The sequence below is a fragment of the Saccharopolyspora terrae genome (genome assembly GCF_004348435.1).
In the GTDB taxonomy this organism is placed as follows: domain Bacteria; phylum Actinomycetota; class Actinomycetes; order Mycobacteriales; family Pseudonocardiaceae; genus Saccharopolyspora; species Saccharopolyspora endophytica.
In genome coordinates this window covers 59,634-77,297 of sequence record NZ_SMKS01000029.1, presented here as the reverse complement: position 1 = coordinate 77,297, position 17,664 = coordinate 59,634, and the positions used below count along the sequence as shown (strand labels likewise).

Sequence of the window (17,664 nt, the reverse complement as noted above, 5' to 3'; positions counted from 1 at the left end):
GGGCTGAGGGTCGGGGATCGGTAAGCGTTCGCGGGAGAAGTCCACCAGCAACCTCCAGGCAGCGTCGAGCCCGCCACTTTTGGTGGCGCACCAGGGAAAACATCGATGTGCTCGGCGGAAACCGAAACACCGCAAGAACTTTGCGATCGCATGCTAACCACAGGTCCGAACCACACAACCCCGATCCACCAGCTGGGACCGTGACCCGAGTCACGGTTCACCCAGGTTTCCCCAGATCACCACCAGAGCAGACCAATGCTCGATAAGCCCCATAGAGGGCTTCTATGACGTTCGCCGAACCGAACCGACGACGCCGTCGGCCGGTGAGGTGAAGCCCTCAGGGCTCCCGACGGCGGCCGATGAGTTCGGAGGGGACGACTCGGACCGGGAACGGGTTGGCCGCGTCGAAAGCCTCTGGGCCGGTGAACTTGCCGAGGGTTCGGTAATCACCGTCGTCGCCCAGCTCGAACACGGTCAGCCGGGGCTCCAGCGGATCGATGACCCAGTAGCCCGGGACGCCGAGTCGCTCGTAGAAGGCCTTCTTCGAGTTCAGATCGTGGAGCTTCGTGCTCGGGGACAGGACTTCCACCGCGAGCACTGGCGCTGTCGGCAGGTACGCCTCCGTGAGGTCCTCATCCCGAGCGACCAGCAAGTCGGGCTGAAGCTCGACCGTGACGGACGGGCGAACCGCGAAAGGGGCGGGCAGAACGTCAAGCTCGTCCGGGCAGGCTGCATCGAGCAGAGCTCCCAGACGCAGAACCACTTTCTGATGCTTGTAACCAGGCGCGGGCGTCGCGAGAAGCGCCCGTTCGAGAAGCTCGTACCGGTGGCCGTCATCGGGCATCGTCTCCAGGTCGTACACCGTGAACGGGCGACCTTGAACGATGCCGTGCGGGCCGGTCGTCTCTGCCATGGCTGGCCTGGCGCCCTCCTTTCCGTTTGATGGAAAGTCAACCAGAGGGCGCCGACAGTCAGTCATCGGCCTTGCGCCGAGCGTTACTTCTTGCCGCCCTTGGACTTGTCTTCCTTGCCCTCGTCCGTGGACAGGGCTGCGACGAAGGCTTCCTGCGGGACCTCGACGCGGCCGATGGTCTTCATCCGCTTCTTGCCTTCCTTCTGCTTCTCCAGCAGCTTGCGCTTCCGGCTGATGTCACCGCCGTAGCACTTGGCGAGCACGTCCTTGCGAATCGCGCGGATGGTTTCGCGGGCGATGATGCGCGAGCCGATGGCCGCCTGGATCGGCACCTCGAACTGCTGGCGCGGGATGAGTTCGCGCAGCTTGGTGGCCATCTTGGTGCCGTAGGCGTAGGCGCCGTCGCGGTGCACGATCGCGCTGAAGGCGTCGACCGGCTCGCCCTGCAGCAGGATGTCGACCTTGACCAGGTTCGACGCCTGCATCCCGGATTCCTCGTAGTCCATCGAGGCGTAGCCGCGGGTGCGGGACTTGAGCTGGTCGAAGAAGTCGAAGACGATCTCGCCCAGCGGCAGCGTGTAGCGCAGCTCGACGCGGCTCTCCGACAAGTAGTCCATGCCGTTGAGCTGGCCGCGGCGGCTCTGGCACAACTCCATGATCGTGCCCACGAACTCGGACGGGGCGATCACCGTGCACTTGGCGACCGGCTCGGAGACCTCCTTGATCTTGCCCTCGGGCCAGTCGGAGGGGTTGGTCACCACGAGCTCGGTGTCGTCCTCCATCTCGACCTCGTAGACCACGTTCGGGGCGGTGGAGATCAGGTTCAGGTTGAACTCGCGCTCCAGCCGGTCCCGGGTGATCTCCAGGTGCAGCAGACCGAGGAAGCCGCAGCGGAAGCCGAAGCCCAGCGCGCCCGAGGTCTCCGGCTCGTAGGTCAGGGCGGCGTCGTTGAGCTGCAGCTTCTCCAGCGCTTCGCGCAGGATCGGGTAGTCGGAGCCGTCGATCGGGTACAGCCCGGAGTAGACCATCGGCTTGGGCTCGCGGTAGCCGGCCAGCGGCTCGGTCGCCCCCTTGCGCTCGGCGGTGATGGTGTCACCGACCTTGGACTGGCGGACGTCCTTCACGCCGGTGATCAGGTAACCGACCTCGCCGACGCTCAGGCCCTTCGACGGCTTGGGATCCGGCGAGATGATGCCGACTTCCAGCAGCTCGTGGGTGGCGTTGGTGGACATCATCTTGATCCGCTGGCGCGGGGTGATCTTGCCGTCGACGACGCGGATGTAGGTGACCACGCCGCGGTAGGTGTCGTAGACCGAGTCGAAGATCATCGCGCGGGGCGGGGCGTCAACCTCGCCCTGCGGCGCCGGCACCTGCTTCACGACCTCGTCGAGGACCGCGCCCACGCCCTCACCGGTCTTGGCCGACACGCGCAGCACGTCCTCGGGCTCGCAGCCGATGATGTGCGCGAGCTCCGCCGCGTACTTGTCCGGCTCGGCGGCAGGCAGGTCGATCTTGTTGAGCACCGGGATGATCTGCAGCTCGTGCTCCATGGCGAGGTAGAGGTTCGCCAGGGTCTGAGCTTCGATGCCCTGCGCGGCGTCGACCAGCAGGATCGCGCCTTCGCAGGCGGCCAGCGAACGGCTGACCTCGTAGGTGAAGTCGACGTGACCGGGGGTGTCGATCATGTGCAGCACGTGCTCGTCGCCGTCGAGGACCCACGGCAGGCGCACGTTCTGCGCCTTGATCGTGATGCCGCGCTCGCGCTCGATGTCCATCCGGTCGAGGTACTGGGCCCGGTAGGCGCGTTCCTCCAGCACACCGGTCAGCTGCAACATGCGGTCGGCCAGCGTCGACTTGCCGTGGTCGATGTGCGCGATGATGCAGAAGTTCCGGATCCGCTCCGGCGGGGTGAACGTGGTGTCGGCGAAACTGCTCACTCAGGGGTCCTCGGATGTCGGCGGCGTTCCTACGGCTGTCGGCGTTCGTCGGCAGACGTCGGCCCGGTCTCCCCCGGGCGGATGACGCGCACGGGTTCACCCCATAGTCCCACGCCACGCCCCGTGTCCGACGCCCAACTCCCGGACGCCCCGCACGAGCCCGCTTGCCGGGGCGGCAAGCCCCACCGCCTGGGGGGAAGCTGCGGGGTGTTCGCTTCATCGGGAGCTCTCACCGGGCCAGCATGATCACCATGCGGAACACAGCGCCGTCCGTACGCGCTCGTCAGGCGGCGTTCGGCGACTTCTCGGCTGGGCTGAAGGAACGTCAGTCGCCGCGGGTGTCGCGGCGGATGGGGTGATCAGCGGGGACCTCGACGAGGACGATGCGCATGCCGTCCGGATCGGCGATCCAGCCTTCGTGCAGGCCCCAGGGCTTGTGCTCGGGCTCGGCGAGGACCGTGACCGCCTGCTCGCGGAGCTCGTCGAAGGTGGCGCGGAGGTCCCGGACCTGGAGCCACAGGACCTGGTCCGGGCTCGGGCCCTGATCCCCTTGACCGGAGACCTCCAAATACCCCTGCCCCAGGAAGAACACCGTGCCGCCGGGGAACTCGCGGCACACCGCCAATCCCAGCACGTCGCGGTAGAACCGCACCGACCGATCGTGATCGGCGGGCCGCAGGATCATCCGGCTGTTCAAGACCTCCATGCCCGCATTTCTACCGGCAAACACCCAGGAACACCGAACACGGGCAGATCAGCACTCTCCACGACAGCGACCACGCCTGGACCTCAGCACCCGCGGGCGGGATTCGAATTTCGCGCGAAATTCGAGCCGCGAAGATCCCGGTCCAATTTCGCGCGAAATTCGAATGCGTCGCCCGATCGAGGCACCCGGAGGGTGCTGATCACCGAAGCGTCACTGGAGGACGGTGATGCTGCGCCTGACCGGGCGTTCGTCGGTGCTGTCGACGAAGAGTTCGGGGGACTCCGATCGGATTCGTTCGACGTCCTCGAACACGGCGCGCAGATGCCCGCGGAGAGCACCCACCGCAGCGTCGAGATCGCGGGATTCGAGGCCGTCGACGATCTCGGCGTGCTGATCGATCAGGGCCGAGACCGGGCTGACCGTGCGCAGGCCGAGGCGGCGGGCGCGGTCGAGGTGGGCCTTGGCCTGCTCGACCGTGCGCCAGGCGTTGGTGTGACCACCTGCGGTGAGCAGGCGCTGGTGGAAGGCCTCGTCGAGCTCGAAGAACCTGCCCACGTCGTCGGCGGCCGCGCGCTGCTGTCCCAGCAGGTCGCGCAGGGCTTTGACGTCCTCGTCCGTGCGGCGCTCGACGGCGTCGGTCAGCGAGGCGACCTCGACGGCTTCGCGGACGAACTGGGCGTCGGCGATGCGCTGCGGGTCCACCCTGGCGACGAAGGAACCGAGCTTCGGGAAGACCCGGACCAGGTCTTCCTCGGCGAGCAGCAGCAGGCTCTCGCGCACCGGGGTCCGGGAGACCTCCAGCTCACCGGCCAGCTCGTTCTCCGAAAGCGGATGTCCCGGCGGCAGCTGCAGGGTGATGATGCGCTGCCGGATCTCGCGGTGCACCGTCACCCGAGCCGAGGTCTTGCCCGCCGTCGTCGCCATGGTCACCACCCTATCGACCACCCTTGACTAGTGGCATCCCAGAGCTTGTATGGTACCGCTGGTATTCATGAACTGAGGAGGGTCAATGCCGACGGACCTCGAACCGCGCGCCGACGGGACCAGATCGCTGCGCCGCACGGTCGCCGCCTCGGTGATCGGCACGATCGCCGAGTACTACGACTTCTTCATCTACGGCACCGCATCGGCGCTGGTGTTCAACAAGGTCTTCTTCCCCGAGGTCGACCCGCTCGTGGGCACCCTCGCCGCGTTCTCCACCTACGCGGTCGGGTTCTTCGCCCGCCCCCTCGGCGGCCTGGTGTGGGGACACGTCGGCGACCGGCTCGGCCGCAAGAAGACGCTGGTCTACACGCTGCTGCTCACCGGTCTCGGCACCTTCGTCGTCGGACTGATGCCCACCTACGAGCAGATCGGGCTGTGGGCGGCGATCATCCTGGTCCTGGTCAGGCTGCTGCAGGGCTTCGGCGTCGGCGGCGAGCAGGGCGGAGCGCTGCTGCTCACGGCCGAAGCCGCGCCACCGGACAAGCGCGGCTTCTACGCGAGCTTCGTGCAGATGGGCTCGCCCACCGCCTACCTGATCCCGACCGTGCTGTTCGCGGTGCTGGAGGCGCAGCTGCCCGAAGAGGCGTTCCTCTCCTGGGGCTGGCGCATCCCGTTCCTGCTCAGCGCCGTCGTGGTGATCATCGGCCTGTACATCCGGATGCGGGTGCCCGAATCCGAGACCTTCGAGGCCGTCAAGGAGCAGGAACCGCAGCGCGCGCCCGTGAAGGTGCTGCTGTCGGACCACCGGCGCGAGGTGTTCGGCGGCATGCTGGCCAAGTTCGTCGAGGCGGCCGTCTTCCCGCTCTACACCGTCTTCCTCGTCTCCTACGCCAAGGCGCACGGCGTCGACAGCGGGATCGTGCTGGACGCGGTGATCATCGCGATCGTCGCCGAGCTGATCCTGCTGCCGTTCTGGGGGAAGCTCACCGACCGCATCGGCCGCCGCACCACCTTCATCGGCGCCGCCGTGCTCAACCTGGTGCTGGTGGTGCCCGCGTTCCTGGCCGTGGAGAGCGGCAACGTCGTGCTGATCACGCTGCTGATGATCGCCGGACTGGCCTTCGGTCACGCCGGGACCTACGCGCCGCAGGCGTCCTACTTCCCCGAGCTGTTCCCCTCCAGCGCCCGCTACAGCGGCGTGTCGGTGGTGTGGCAGTTCGGCGCGATGATCGCCAGCGGCCCGTTCACCGTCGTCGCCTCCGCGCTGCTGGTGCTCGCCGGCGGCGGCTTCACCTGGGTCGCGGTGTACGTGGCGGCGCTGATCGTGCTGAGCCTCATCGGCCTGCGCTTCCTCCCCGAAACCGCGCCGAACCGCCGTGGCGGCACCGAGTACGCCGACTGGCCCCGCACCGAGCAGAACTAGGTGCTGTTGAGGGATGCGGCGGTAGCCGTCGTTTCAGGTGTGGGACTCAGTCGGCACCGCCGCGGGTTCTGACACGTCTTCTGGCGAGTACGCCGCGACGCCGTGCATTGGACATGCATCAGTCGTGGCGCACGGAGTCCAGAAGGCGTGTCAGGTTCCGCCACCCGCACCGCCCAGCAAAGCAATTCATCAACAAGCTCTAGCCGATCGCAGAGAGGACCGAGTTGTCCAAGATCGTTGATGCCAAGGTCATCGTCACCGCTCCCGGCCGCAACTACGTGACGCTCAAGCTCACCACCGCCGACGGCGTGGTCGGCTGGGGTGACGCCACGCTCAACGGACGCGAGCTCGCCGTGGCGTCCTACCTGCGGGACCACATCTGCCCGCTGCTGATCGGCCGCGACTCCCAGCGCATCGAGGACACCTGGCAGTACCTGTACAAGGGCGCCTACTGGCGGCGCGGCCCGGTGACGATGACCGCGATCGCCGCGGTCGACATCGCGCTGTGGGACATCAAGGGCAAGGTCGCCGGGCTGCCCGTCTACCAGCTGCTCGGCGGCGCGGCCCGGGACGGCGTGCTGACCTACTGCCACGCCACCGGCGAGGACGTCCCCGCGCTGCTCGACGACGTCGCCGCGCACCTCGACCAGGGGTTCCTGGCGATCCGGGCGCAGGCGTCGGTGCCCGGCGTGGACAAGGCCTACGGGGTTCCGGCCAAGGGCGAGTTCTACGAGCCCGCGTCCTCAGCGGTTCCGGAGGAGGGCCACTGGGACACCGAGTCCTACCTGCGGCACGCGCCGCAGGTGCTGGGCGCGGTGCGGGAGCGGTTCGGCTTCGACTTCCACCTGCTGCACGACGTGCACCACCGGCTCACCCCCATCGAGGCCGGGCGGCTCGGCAAGGACCTCGAAGAGCACCGCATGTTCTGGATCGAGGACCCGACCCCGGCCGAGGACCAGAGCGCGTTCCGGCTGATCCGGGATCACACCACGACCCCGATCGCGGTCGGCGAGGTGTTCAACTCGATCTGGGACTGCCAGCAGCTGATCACCGAGCGGCTGATCGACTACATCCGCACCTCGGTCTCGCACGCGGGCGGCATCACGCACCTGCGGCGGATCTTCTCGCTCGCCGAGCTCTACGGCGTGCGCACCGGCTGCCACGGGGCCGGTGACCTGTCGCCGATCTCGCTGTCGGCCGCGCTCAACGTCGACCTGGCCGTGCCGAACTTCGGCATCCAGGAGTACATGGGCCACACCGAGCAGACCGCGGAGGTGTTCCGCTCCGGGTACACCTTCGCCAACGGCTACCTGCACCCCAGCGACGAACCCGGACTCGGCGTGTGGGTCGACGAGGAGGCCGCGGAGAGGTTCCCCTACGAGCCGCGGTACCTGCCGGTGAACCGCCGTCGCGACGGCTCGATGCACGACTGGTGAGACGCGAGAGGGCCCCTTTCCCGCTGCGGGAAAGGGGCCCTCTCGTCGACTGAGAAAACTCAGATCTTGTTCACGCGGGCGGCCATCGCCGACTTCTTGTTGGCGGCCTGGTTCTTGTGGATGACGCCCTTGCTCGCGGCCTTGTCCAGCAGACGACCGGCGGTCTGCTGCAGCTCGGCGGCCTTGTCCTTCTCGCCGGCGTCAGCGGCCGCGCGGAACTTGCGGATGGCGGACTTCAGCGTGGTCTTCACGGCCTTGTTGCGCTGGCGGTTCGCCTCGTTGGTCTTGATCCGCTTCATCTGGGACTTGATGTTGGCCACTGGTGCGCCTCTTCCTCGTCAGTCGAATCACGTGCCGCACTCGAATCGGCCCGGCCCGAAGACCGGTTTTCCTCCACGGCGGAATGCCGTACGACACGGTCATTCATGCTAACAAGGCTCACCTGCGCGTTCGCCGGGTGGTCCGCGTGCCGCGAGGACGCTCACAACCGCTCGGAATCCGCTGTGCGCAGGCCATACGGTGATGCCTCGTGCTGACCGCGTTGAACTGGCCCGGATTCGCCGATCTCACCCTCGCCGGGCTGCTGTTCCTCTGCGCGGCGGCGTTCCTCGCCGGAGCCGTGGACGCGATCGTCGGCGGCGGTGGCCTCATCCAGCTGCCCGCGATGCTGATGCTGCTGCCCGGCGGCGAGGTCGTCTACTCGCTGGCCACCAGCAAGGTCGCCGCGATCGCCGGGACCTCGGCCGCGGCCCGCACCTACGCCAAGCGCACCCCGATGGACTGGCGGGCCGCGCTGCCGATGGCCCTGGTGGCGCTGGTCGGATCGCTGGGCGGGGCGGCGCTGGCCGATGCGCTGCCCTCGTCGGTGCTCAACGTCGTGGTGCTGGTCGCGCTGGTCGTGGTCGGCATCTACACGTGGCGCAAGCCCGATCTCGGCTCGGTGCACGCTCCCCGGTTCGCGCGTCGGCTCCAGCTGGTGCTGATGCTGCTCGGCGGCGCGGTGATCGGGTTCTGGGACGGCATCGCCGGGCCGGGAACCGGCTCGTTCCTGGTGTTCTGGCTGGTCAGCCTGGTCGGCTTCGCCTTCGTCACCGCCTCGGCGACCGCGAAGGTCGTCAACGTGGCCACCAACCTGGGCGCGCTGTTCTTCTTCATCCCGGCCGGCAAGGTCCTGTGGGGTCTGGGGCTCGTGATGGCCGCCAGCAACATTGCGGGCAGCGTGCTCGGCGCGACGCTGGCCGCCGGTCGCGGATCGGCGTTCGTGCGACGGGTGTTCCTGACGGTCGTGGTCGGACTCGTGATCAGCCTCGGCTGGAAGATCGCGCTCAGCGGCTGACCGGAACTAAGCTCCCCGGATTCATGGGCGCTGCCGCAGTCGTTCTCGTGGTCCTGGCCGCTTTCGCGCACGCGGGCTGGAACTTCTTCGCCAAGCGCGCCGGCTCGTCCGGGCCGGGTTTCGTGTGGCTGACCGCGACCTGCTCGGCCGTGCTGTACCTGCCGGTGGCCGCGGGTGCGCTGCTGATCAGCGGTGCTCCCCCGCTGGGCGCGTGGCTGGTGGGCGTGCTGGTCAGCGCCGTCATCCACCTCGGCTACTTCCTGCTGCTGCAGCACGGCTACGCCGTCGGCGACATGTCCGTGGTGTACCCGCTGGCCAGGGGTACCGGGCCGATGCTGTCGATGCTGGTGGCGGTGCTGGTGCTGCACGAGCGGCCGGGATGGCTCGGGGTGTGCGGCGGCGTGCTGGTCGTCGCCGGAGTCTTCGTGATCGGTCTGTCCGACGGGATGCCGCGCGCCGGGGCGAACCTCGCCGGAGTCGGGTTCGGACTGCTGACCGGAGCGCTGATCGCGACCTACACGGTGTGGGACGCGCACGCCGTGACCGGGCTGGCGCTGTCACCGCTGCTGTTCGACTGGGCCAACAACCTCTCGCGCAGCGCCATGCTCGCGCCCTACGCCGCACGGCGGCGCGGTGCGCTCGCGCGGATCTGGGCCGAGCACCGGCGGGAGATCCTCGCCGTCGGACTGCTGTCTCCCCTGGCCTACATCCTGGTGCTGTTCGCGATGCAGATGGCACCGGTGAGCCTGGTGGCCCCGGCGCGCGAGCTGAGCATCGTCATCGCCGGGCTGCTGGCCTGGCGGCTGCTCGGCGAAGCGCAGCCGGTGCGGCGGATGACCGGCGCGGTCGTGGTGCTCGCCGGTGTGGTGCTGCTCGGCGTGGCGTGATCAGTTGCGCTGGTTGCGCAGCGAGACCAGGCGCAGGACCGTCTTCTCCAGCGCGTAGTCGGCGTCGGCGGCCATGCCCTTCACGCCAGCGTTGACCTCGGCGACGACCTGCAGCGCCGCCGCCAGGCTCGTCGGCGTCCAGCCGCGCGACTGCGACTGGGCCTTCTTGACCTTCCAGGCGGGCATGCCGAGATCGCCTGCCAGGCGGTAGGGATCGTTGCGCCCTCCCGCAGCCGCGACGCGGCCGATCGTGCGGACCGAGTCGGCGAGGGCGTCGGCGATGAGCACGTGCGGCACGCCGAGCTGGATCGCCCAGCGCAGCGCTTCAAGAGCGCCGGCACGGTCCCCGACCACGGCCTTCTCCGCGACGGCGAACCCCGTCACCTCGGCGCGGCCCCGGTAGTAGCGGCCGACCGCGTCCGCGTCGATCTTGCCGCCGGTGTCGGCCACCAGCTGCGAGGCCGCAGCCGACAGCTCCCGCAGGTCCGAGCCGACCGCCTCGATCAGCGCGCTGACCCCGCCGGAGTCGGACTTGCCGCCTGCGCGGCGGATCTCGTCGCGGACGAACGCCTCGCGGTCGGCGGGTTTGGTGAGCTTCTTGCACTCGGTGACCCGGGCGCCGACCTTCTTCAGCGCGTTGGGCAGTTCCTTGGCGTGCTTGGCCCGCCCGCCACCGTTGTGCAGGACGATCAGGGTCACGCCCTCGGCCGGTTGCTTGGCGTGCAGCAGCAAGGCCTCGGCGATCTCCTTTCCGGCGTCCTGCGCCGATTCGATCGCCAGCACGCGAGCCTCTGCGAACAGCGAGGGACTCAGCATTTCGGCCAGCTCCGGAGGGGTGAGCTCACTCACCTTCACCCTGCTGAAATCGGCCTCCGGATCGGCCGCTCGGGCTGCCCCGACCGCAGCCCACATCGCGCGCTCCACCAGCAGCTCTTCGTCTCCGAGAACCAAGTGCAGCGGGTCCGCGACAACGGTCGGTGAGCTCATGGAGCAATGGTCCCACGGGCCCGCGACAGTCTCGCCATCTGGATGCGCACTGGCCAGGAATGCATTCGTTCAACTAACGTTGCCCTCACAACCGAATAGCTCATCCAGAGGGGCAGAGGGAACGGCCCGTTGAAGCCCCGGCAACCGTTCGTCCGCTGCATCGTGCAAAAAACCGGCGCGAGGTCACGGACGGAACAGGTGCCAATTCCGACCCGTCCGCGGGACAGATGAGGAGAGGACCTCGCGCGATGACTGCTGCTGCCCCCGCCAACACGACCGCCGGCAAGAAGTTCGATCTCGGCAACGCCGTCGAACTGGTGTCCAAGGAAGAGGGGCACCGGCAGCCGCTGGCCCCCGAATTCGTCTCCCTCGAAGACTTCTCGCCACTTGAGGTCGCCTACGACTTCGGCAAGATCCGCCGCGAGGAGATCGAGGCCGGTCCGCGGTCGATCTGGCGCTACAAGCAGTTCCTGCCGGTTCCCGGCAACGTCGACCAGATCCCGAACACCGAGCCCGGCTGTACCCGCTTGATCCAGGCGGACAACCTCGCCAAGGCCCTCGGCGTGAAGAAGATCTGGATCAAGGACGACACCGGCAACCCCACGCACTCCTTCAAGGACCGCGTCGTCGCCGTCGCACTGGCCGCCGCCCGCGAGTTCGGTTTCAAGGTGCTGGCCTGCCCGTCGACCGGCAACCTCGCCAACGCCGTGGCCGCCGCCGCTGCCCGCGCCGGCTGGGACTCGGTCGTGCTGGTGCCCAAGACCCTCGAGCGCGCCAAGATCCTGATGAGCGCGGTCTACGACGGCTCGCTGCTGGCCGTCGACGGGAACTACGACGACGTCAACCGGCTCGCGACCGAGCTCGCCGGCGAGCACGAGGACTGGGCGTTCGTCAACGTCAACGTCCGGCCCTACTACTCCGAGGGCTCCAAGACCCTGGCCTTCGAGGTCGCCGAGCAGCTGGGCTGGCGCATCCCCGAGCAGATCGTGGTGCCGATCGCCTCCGGCTCGCAGCTGACCAAGGTCTACAAGGGCTTCAACGAGTTCGCCCAGGTCGGCCTGGTCGACGAGAGCCCGGTGAAGATCTTCGGCGCGCAGGCCTCGGGCTGCTCCCCGGTCTCCACCGCCTTCCGCAACGGCCACGACGTCGTGCAGCCGGTCAAGCCGGACACCATCGCCCGCTCGCTGGCCATCGGCGCCCCCGCCGACGGTCCGTACGTGCTCGACATCGTCCGCAAGACCGGCGGTGCCATCGAGGACGTCACCGACGACGAGGTCCGCGCCGGCATCCGCCTGCTGGCCCGCACCGAGGGCATCTTCGCCGAGACCGCCGGTGGCGTGACCGTGGCGACCGCCAAGAAGCTCATCGAGGCCGGCAAGATCGACCCGGACGCCGAGACGGTCCTGCTGATCACCGGTGACGGCCTCAAGACCCTGGACGCCGTCGAGGGCGAGCTCGGCCCGAAGGCCACCGTCGCCCCGACCACCGAGTCGGTGAACCAGGCGCTCGGCCTCTGATTCAGTTGTAGGCGAATCCTCCTCTCTCAAGGGTGGGTGGTGTCCCGACGGGACGCCACCCACCTTTTCGTCCACTTCGGACGCTCAGTTGTCGGTGGCGCGCAGCGGGTCTCCGCGTGCGACGAACCGAGGTCCTTGCGGCCCGGGCAGGACCGCGATGTCTCCTTCCTGGTCGGTGCGCAGCACCCGGGTGCCCGCGCGGGCCAGCGTGTCGATCACGAACGGGTTCGGGTGCCCGTAGTCGTTGCCCGCGCCGACGCTGATCAGCGCGAGCCTCGGCCGCACCGCCCGCAGGAAGCGCGGTGTCGTGTAACGGGATCCGTGGTGCGGAACCTTGAGCACGTCCGCTCGCAGATCCGCGCCGGAGGACACCAGACGCCCCTGCCCCGGCAGCTCCACGTCACCGGTGAGCAGCACGCGCCCCGCCGGGGTGGTCGCGCGGATCACCAGCGACGCATCGTTGGCGTCGTCGGCGGTCTGCGTGCGGGTCACGCCCGGATCGGGCGCGAGGACGTCGAGCACGAGACCAGGCCACGCCAGCCGCTGCCCGGCCTGCAGGGTGACGATCGGCGTGCGGTGCGCGCGGGTGTCGCGCACCAGGTCGTCGAAGGCCCACTCCGGTTCGCGCAACGGCCCGATCGCCACCGCACCGACCGGGATCTCGCCCAGCACCGTGCGCAGGCCGCTGACGTGGTCGGCGTGCAGGTGCGTGAGCACCGCCATCGACACCCGGCGAATCCCCAGGCGCCGCAGGCAGTTCGACGCCCGGCGCGGGTCCGGGCCGGTGTCGACCACGACGGCTTCCTCCGGTCTCCCGGTCGCCAGCACCAGTCCGTCGCCCTGCCCCACGTCGCAGGCCACCACGCTCCAGCCCTGCGCAGGCCAGCCCGGGAGCATGGTGCGCACCGGCAGCACGACCAGCGCGCTGAGCAGCACCGCGACCACCGCGAGCAGCCGAATCCTCCTTCCTCGCAACGCGATCAACCCCACCAGCAGCAGGACCGCCAGCAGCAGTCCACCGCCGGTGCCCGTCGGCCAGTCGAACACCGCGCCCGGCACCGCCGAGGCGCGGTCGGCGACCAGCAGCACCCACTCCAACTCCGGTCCGGCCAGCACGACACCGACCGCCGCCGCCCACGTCGACACCGGTGCGATGACGGTGGCCAGCACGCCGAACACCGTCGCCGGGGCGATCACCGGCGCCGTCAGCAGGTTGGCCGGCACCGCCACCAGGCTCACGCCTCCGGAGATCGCGGCGATCAACGGCGCGGTGACCACGTGCGCGGCCACCGGAACCGCGACCGCCTCGGCCAGCCCGGCCGGCACGCCGCGCGCCCGCAACGCCGCCGCCCACACCGGCGCCAGCAGCACCAGGCCCGCCGTGGCCGCGACCGACAGGGCGAACCCCGCGCTGACCGCCAGCTCCGGCAGCAGGAGCAGCAACCCGATCACGCTCGCCGCCAGCGCGGGCAGCGCAGAGCGCCGACGGCCCAGCACCAGCGCGAGCAGCGTGATGGCTCCCATCACCGCGGCCCGCAGCACGCTCGGTTCGGGTCCGGTCAGCCCGACGAACCCGATCAGCGCCGCACCCGCGCCCAGCGCGCAGACCACCGGCCCCATGCCCAGCAAGCGCAGCAGCACCAGGACCGCACCGCACACGATCGCCAAGTTCGCCCCCGAGACGGCCGTGAGGTGGCTCAGGCCCGCCGTCTCGAACTCCTGCTCCACCTCCGGGGCCAGCCCGCTGGTGTCGCCGACGACCAGTCCCGGCAGCAGTCCGGCCGCTTCCGGCCCCAGGTGCCGCCCCGCGATCTCGCGCAGTCCCGCACGCATGTCCGCGGCCACGCGCTGCCACTCCGGTGGCGCAGCGACCTCGCCCGGAGCCCGGTAGACCGGGACCACCGCCACGACGAGCTGTCCGTCGCGCGGCGGCGCCACCTTGCCCCGGACGGTGAGCCGCTGCCCGGCGATCAGTCCGCGCCACGACTCGGTCGGCACCAGCAGCACCACCGAACCGCCTGCCGCGTACCGGCGTCCGGCGATCTCGGCGGTCACGAGCTCCGCTCTGGCCAGCGAGCGGTCCTGCGCCCGGCTGGCGCCGAACGCCGCCCCTCGCAGCGGAGCCGGCGCGGCCGCCAGCTCCACCCGCAACACCACCTGTTCACCGGCGCCCGCCGCACGGCGGAGCGGATGTTCCTCGACGTCGTGGGCCCGGATCGCGATGCCGGTCGCCGACACCGCGGCGAGCAGCAGAACCACCAGCACCGCCTTGGGCCCCGACCGCCGCGAGATCATCAGGACCACCGGGAACGCCGCCGCCAGCGCCGTCACCGCGGCCGGCACCCAGCCCGCCAGCAGACCGAGCAGCGTCACCGCCCAGACCGCCGCTGCCGCCGGTACCAGCCGCAGGTCAAGCCGCCGGATCACACCCGCACCAGATCGCGCAGCTTGGACAGCCGGGCTTCGCCGATCCCCCCGACGTCCCGGAGCTGATCCACCGAGCCGAAGCGGCCGTGTTCGGTGCGCCACTGCAGGATTCGCTCGGCGGTGACCTCGCCGATCCCTGGTAGTCCATCGAGCTGCTCCTTCGTCGCGGTGTTGAGATCGACCTTGCCGTCGCCGCCGGCATCCGCGCCGGTCTGCCCTGGCCGGGCCTCCGGTGGCACCGGGATGGCGACGTAGAGCTGCTCGCCGTCGGCCAGACGGCGAGCGAGGTTGAGCCCGGTCAGGTCGGTGTCGGGAAGCGGACCGCCCGCAGCCGACACCGCGTCGGCAACGCGCGCACCGGCCGAGACCGTGACCAGACCGGGGCGCTGAACTCGGCCGACGACGCTGACCACCAGCTCCGCCGGAGCGGCGGCGCTGGTCGACACCGGTGGTGGCGGAGCGGGAAGCGGTGGCGGAGCGGACTCGGCCGTCGGGCGGCCGGACCAGGCGAGGACGAGCACACCGAGCAGCACGAGGGCCGCCACCAACGACAGCGCGAGCACACCGGCGCGACCGGGGTCCACCCTCGACCTCAGCAGGGATTCGGGCAGCCACCGCTCGGCGAGCCGCGACAGCGGCGAACTTCGGCCGCCGCCGGGCGGTTTCACCGAGTAGTTGGGCTGGAGTCGTCGCGTCGGCTCGTCGTGCTCGGCCTCGCGGCGCAGCGTCTGCAACCGGGACCGGGTGTCGAGCTGCTCGTAGGAGTCGTCGTCAACGGCGCGGAAGAACTTGGTGTCGAACATGCCGTCGACGGTAGCGCGTACGAAACGCGTTGCGCACCATCATTTTTCGTGTATCTGACTACTGTGGACCGAAGCTCGCCGAGATTCAGCTCGATGGTGTGGAATCCGCGCCCCGAAGGGTTTTCACGCGCCGAAACGCCACCCGTTCGGGAGAACCACCACGCCCACGGATCCGGGGCCGATGTGCGCCCCGATGACCGCGCCGACCTCCGAGACGACGCACTCCACCGACTCCCCCAGCTCGGCGGTGAACCGCGCCGCCAGCTCCTCGGCGTGCTCGGCGGCGGCGAGGTGGTGCACCGCGATCGCCGCCGAACCGGAACCGGCCGCGTCCAGCGAGATGTCGCGAAGCCGCGCCATCGCGCGAGTCGTGGTGCGCACCTTCTCCAGCGCGTCGATGCGCCCGTCGTCGACGTGCAGCAACGGCTTGATCGACAGCGCCGTGCCCAGCACCGCCGCCGCGGTGCCGATGCGCCCACCTCGGCGCAGGTACTCCAGGGTCTGCACGGAGAACACGGTGGTGGTGCGCGCGGCCGTCACCGCAGCGGTGTGCTCCACCTCGTCCAGGTCGGCGCCCGCCTGAGCGGCGTCGGCGGCTCCGAGCACGGAGAACCCCAGCCCCATCGCCGCCGACCGCGAGTCCACCACTCGCACGCGGTCCGGGTCGGTCTCGCGCGCGGCCAGCCGAGCGGCGTCCCAGGTCCCCGACAGCTGCCGGGACAGGTGCACCGCCACGACTCCCTCGGCGCCGTCGTCCAGCGCCTGCCGGTAGGCGCGGGCCAGCTCTCCCGAGGTGGCGCTCGCGGTGGTCACCCGGTGCTTGTTCTCCAGCGCCTCGGCGAGATCGCGAGGCGAGAACTCGGTCTCGTAGACGTGCTTGCCACCGTTCACGCTGACGTGCAGCGGAACGACCCGAACCCCGTACCGCGCGGCGTACCCGGACGGCAGGTACGCCGTGGAATCGGTGACGACGGCAATGGACACGGACGCAACCCTACGACGTCAGACGGCAGATGCGATCACACGTGGGCTTGCGCCCCGGCGTTGTAGACCATCAGGCGCCAACGGTGATCGCTGGGGCTGCGGCGGTGGAGGACCACCCAGTGGCAGTTGCGCACCCCGCCCAGACCTGGCCACAGCTCCACCGGCAGTGCCAGCAGCTTCGCGGTGAGCGCGGTGATCAGCCCGCCGTGCGCGCACAGCAGCGCGGTGCCCTCGTAGTGGTCGTCGAGCTCGGTGACGACCTCGACGGCACGGGTGGCGACCTCGATGCGGGACTCGCCGCCGGGCGGCGCCCAGTCCGGGTTCGCCCGCCAGGTGTTCAACGCACCGGGCCAGCCGTGCTCGACCTCGGCTCCGCTGAGCCCCTGCCACTCCCCGACGTGGGTCTCCCGCAGCCGCTTGTCCAGCTTCACCGGCTCGCCGCTGACCTTGGCGTAGGCGGCGGCGGTGGTGCGCGCGCGGTTCAGATCTGAGCTGACGGCCACCGAAGGCTCGAACGCGGCGATGGCGGGAGCGGCCTGCTCGGCCTGCTCGACGCCGTTGGCGGTCAGCGAGCTGTCGAGGTGACCCTGGATGCGGCCGGCGAGGTTGTAGTCGGTCTCGCCGTGCCGCCACAGCACGAGCCGGTCGAGGCTCACTCGTCTTCCTCGGCGGGCACGCCCTGATCGACGAACTCGATCCGCGGGCAGTCCTTCCACAGCTTCTCCAGCTGGTAGAAGGAGCGCTCCTCGGCGTGCTGGACGTGCACCACGACGTCGACGAAGTCCAGCAGGACCCACCGGCCCTCGCGGGCCCCCTCGCGCCGGACCGGCTTGATGCCCGCCGCGCGCAGCTTCTCCTCGACCGAGTCGACGATCGCTTCGACCTGCCGCTCGTTCGAGGCCGACGCGATCATGAAGCAGTCGGTGATGACCAGCTGCTCGGAGACATCCAGCAGGACCACGTCCGTGGCCTTCTTGTCGGCCGCGGCTTGGGCGGCGATCAGGGCCAGCTCGCGGGCGTTCTCGGTGGCTGCCACGTCACTCCTCTCGGCCGGGCTCGGTGTGCCCATGCCGGGTAGCAGGATAGGCCGCCGGTCCCGACCAGGAGCCGCCCGGCCTTCGCATACAAGTCCTTTATGCCCGAGCGGTGCGCTCGGGTTCAATCGCCCTTGCCGGGCCCCATCCCGCCAGAGCTCCGCGGCGGAGGCCGCGCTAGCTGATGAAGTGCACCACGAGGCCCCTCGACCAGCGACAACACCCCTGATGAGCGTCTTCGGCCAACGGGGTGGTATCTGTCGCTCGCCGCTGTCGGCGGGGGCTCCGGCGCTCTGCGCCCCGGGCACCACCTCGTAGCGACCGAGACGCGGAGTCCCATCAAGCCTCGT

Annotated in this window: 16 protein-coding genes and 1 riboswitch; of the genes, 5 read left to right on the top strand and 11 right to left on the bottom strand. The window is 69.7% G+C overall.

Annotated elements, in window-relative coordinates; translation table 11 throughout:
* Positions 1-337: 337 nt before the first annotated feature.
* The 4 genes from E1181_RS17560 to E1181_RS17545 form a co-directional block, all read right to left on the bottom strand.
* A complete protein-coding gene (locus E1181_RS17560; protein WP_132676097.1) occupies positions 338-913 on the bottom strand; it encodes a Uma2 family endonuclease in 576 nt (191 codons plus the stop codon).
* A gap of 83 nt (positions 914-996) precedes the next feature.
* Entirely contained in the window at positions 997-2,850 is a 1,854-nt protein-coding gene (gene lepA, locus E1181_RS17555; RefSeq protein ID WP_132676095.1) for a translation elongation factor 4, read from the bottom strand.
* A gap of 325 nt (positions 2,851-3,175) precedes the next feature.
* A complete protein-coding gene (locus tag E1181_RS17550) occupies positions 3,176-3,556 on the bottom strand; it encodes a VOC family protein (protein WP_132676093.1) in 381 nt (126 codons plus the stop codon).
* Positions 3,557-3,766: 210 nt separating this feature from the next.
* Positions 3,767-4,480: a GntR family transcriptional regulator gene (locus tag E1181_RS17545; RefSeq protein WP_132676091.1), complete on the bottom strand. Its 714-nt coding sequence runs from the start codon at positions 4,478-4,480 to the stop codon at positions 3,767-3,769.
* Between the two features lie 85 nt (positions 4,481-4,565).
* Here E1181_RS17545 and E1181_RS17540 point away from each other — a divergent pair, with 85 nt between their 5' ends.
* Both E1181_RS17540 and manD read left to right on the top strand, forming a co-directional pair.
* Entirely contained in the window at positions 4,566-5,903 is a 1,338-nt protein-coding gene (locus E1181_RS17540) for an MFS transporter (RefSeq protein ID WP_132676089.1), read from the top strand.
* Between the two features lie 224 nt (positions 5,904-6,127).
* Positions 6,128-7,339 carry a D-mannonate dehydratase ManD gene (gene manD / locus E1181_RS17535; protein ID WP_132676087.1) on the top strand — a complete coding sequence of 404 codons (1,212 nt, stop codon included), beginning with the start codon at positions 6,128-6,130 and terminating at the stop codon, positions 7,337-7,339.
* Positions 7,340-7,398: 59 nt separating this feature from the next.
* Here manD and rpsT read toward each other — a convergent pair whose 3' ends face one another.
* Entirely contained in the window at positions 7,399-7,659 is a 261-nt protein-coding gene (gene rpsT / locus E1181_RS17530; protein ID WP_132676085.1) for a 30S ribosomal protein S20, read from the bottom strand.
* A gap of 209 nt (positions 7,660-7,868) precedes the next feature.
* Here rpsT and E1181_RS17525 point away from each other — a divergent pair, with 209 nt between their 5' ends.
* Together E1181_RS17525 and E1181_RS17520 are read left to right on the top strand one after the other, a co-directional pair.
* Positions 7,869-8,675, top strand: coding sequence for a TSUP family transporter (locus tag E1181_RS17525; RefSeq protein ID WP_132676083.1), 807 nt, complete (start codon positions 7,869-7,871; stop codon positions 8,673-8,675).
* A gap of 23 nt (positions 8,676-8,698) precedes the next feature.
* The gene (locus E1181_RS17520; RefSeq protein ID WP_132676081.1) at positions 8,699-9,562 is read left to right on the top strand and encodes an EamA family transporter; all 864 of its coding nucleotides are present in this window, start codon (positions 8,699-8,701) and stop codon (positions 9,560-9,562) included.
* Here E1181_RS17520 and holA read toward each other — a convergent pair whose 3' ends face one another.
* Positions 9,563-10,549, bottom strand: a complete 987-nt coding sequence (gene holA / locus E1181_RS17515; protein ID WP_132676079.1) for a DNA polymerase III subunit delta — start codon at positions 10,547-10,549, stop codon at positions 9,563-9,565.
* A gap of 97 nt (positions 10,550-10,646) precedes the next feature.
* A riboswitch (SAM riboswitch) is annotated at positions 10,647-10,783 on the top strand.
* 14 nt (positions 10,784-10,797) lie between these two features.
* Here holA and thrC point away from each other — a divergent pair.
* Positions 10,798-12,066, top strand: a complete 1,269-nt coding sequence (thrC, locus tag E1181_RS17510; RefSeq protein WP_132676077.1) for a threonine synthase — start codon at positions 10,798-10,800, stop codon at positions 12,064-12,066.
* Between the two features lie 84 nt (positions 12,067-12,150).
* Here the strand turns inward: thrC and E1181_RS17505 are convergent, their stop codons facing one another.
* The 5 genes from E1181_RS17505 to rsfS all read right to left on the bottom strand — a co-directional run bounded on the left by E1181_RS17505 (position 12,151) and on the right by rsfS (position 17,316).
* Positions 12,151-14,493 (bottom strand): DNA internalization-related competence protein ComEC/Rec2, encoded by a 2,343-nt coding sequence (locus E1181_RS17505; RefSeq protein WP_132676075.1) that lies wholly within the window; start codon positions 14,491-14,493, stop codon positions 12,151-12,153.
* The gene (locus E1181_RS17500) at positions 14,490-15,296 is read right to left on the bottom strand and encodes a ComEA family DNA-binding protein (RefSeq protein WP_207922193.1); all 807 of its coding nucleotides are present in this window, start codon (positions 15,294-15,296) and stop codon (positions 14,490-14,492) included. Before E1181_RS17500 ends, E1181_RS17505 begins: the two co-directional genes overlap by 4 nt.
* 123 nt (positions 15,297-15,419) lie before the next feature.
* The gene (locus E1181_RS17495; RefSeq protein ID WP_132676073.1) at positions 15,420-16,280 is read right to left on the bottom strand and encodes a DegV family protein; all 861 of its coding nucleotides are present in this window, start codon (positions 16,278-16,280) and stop codon (positions 15,420-15,422) included.
* Between the two features lie 35 nt (positions 16,281-16,315).
* Positions 16,316-16,936 (bottom strand): histidine phosphatase family protein, encoded by a 621-nt coding sequence (locus tag E1181_RS17490; protein ID WP_132676071.1) that lies wholly within the window; start codon positions 16,934-16,936, stop codon positions 16,316-16,318.
* Complete coding sequence (rsfS, locus tag E1181_RS17485; protein ID WP_132676069.1) at positions 16,933-17,316, bottom strand: ribosome silencing factor; 384 nt, start codon at positions 17,314-17,316, stop codon at positions 16,933-16,935. Before rsfS ends, E1181_RS17490 begins: the two co-directional genes overlap by 4 nt.
* Positions 17,317-17,664 lie beyond the last annotated feature (348 nt).

Bases quoted from the DNA above. Each gene is read 5' to 3' on its own strand.
- E1181_RS17560 (WP_132676097.1), bottom strand. From the start codon at position 913: ATGGCAGAGACGACCGGCCCGCACGGCATCGTTCAAGGTCGCCCGTTC.
- E1181_RS17550 (WP_132676093.1), bottom strand. From the start codon at position 3,556: ATGGAGGTCTTGAACAGCCGGATGATCCTGCGGCCCGCCGATCACGAT.
- E1181_RS17545 (WP_132676091.1), bottom strand. From the start codon at position 4,480: ATGGCGACGACGGCGGGCAAGACCTCGGCTCGGGTGACGGTGCACCGC.
- E1181_RS17540 (WP_132676089.1), top strand. From the start codon at position 4,566: ATGCCGACGGACCTCGAACCGCGCGCCGACGGGACCAGATCGCTGCGC.
- E1181_RS17520 (WP_132676081.1), top strand. From the start codon at position 8,699: ATGGGCGCTGCCGCAGTCGTTCTCGTGGTCCTGGCCGCTTTCGCGCAC.
- holA (WP_132676079.1), bottom strand. From the start codon at position 10,549: ATGAGCTCACCGACCGTTGTCGCGGACCCGCTGCACTTGGTTCTCGGA.
- thrC (WP_132676077.1), top strand. From the start codon at position 10,798: ATGACTGCTGCTGCCCCCGCCAACACGACCGCCGGCAAGAAGTTCGAT.
- E1181_RS17500 (WP_207922193.1), bottom strand. From the start codon at position 15,296: ATGTTCGACACCAAGTTCTTCCGCGCCGTTGACGACGACTCCTACGAG.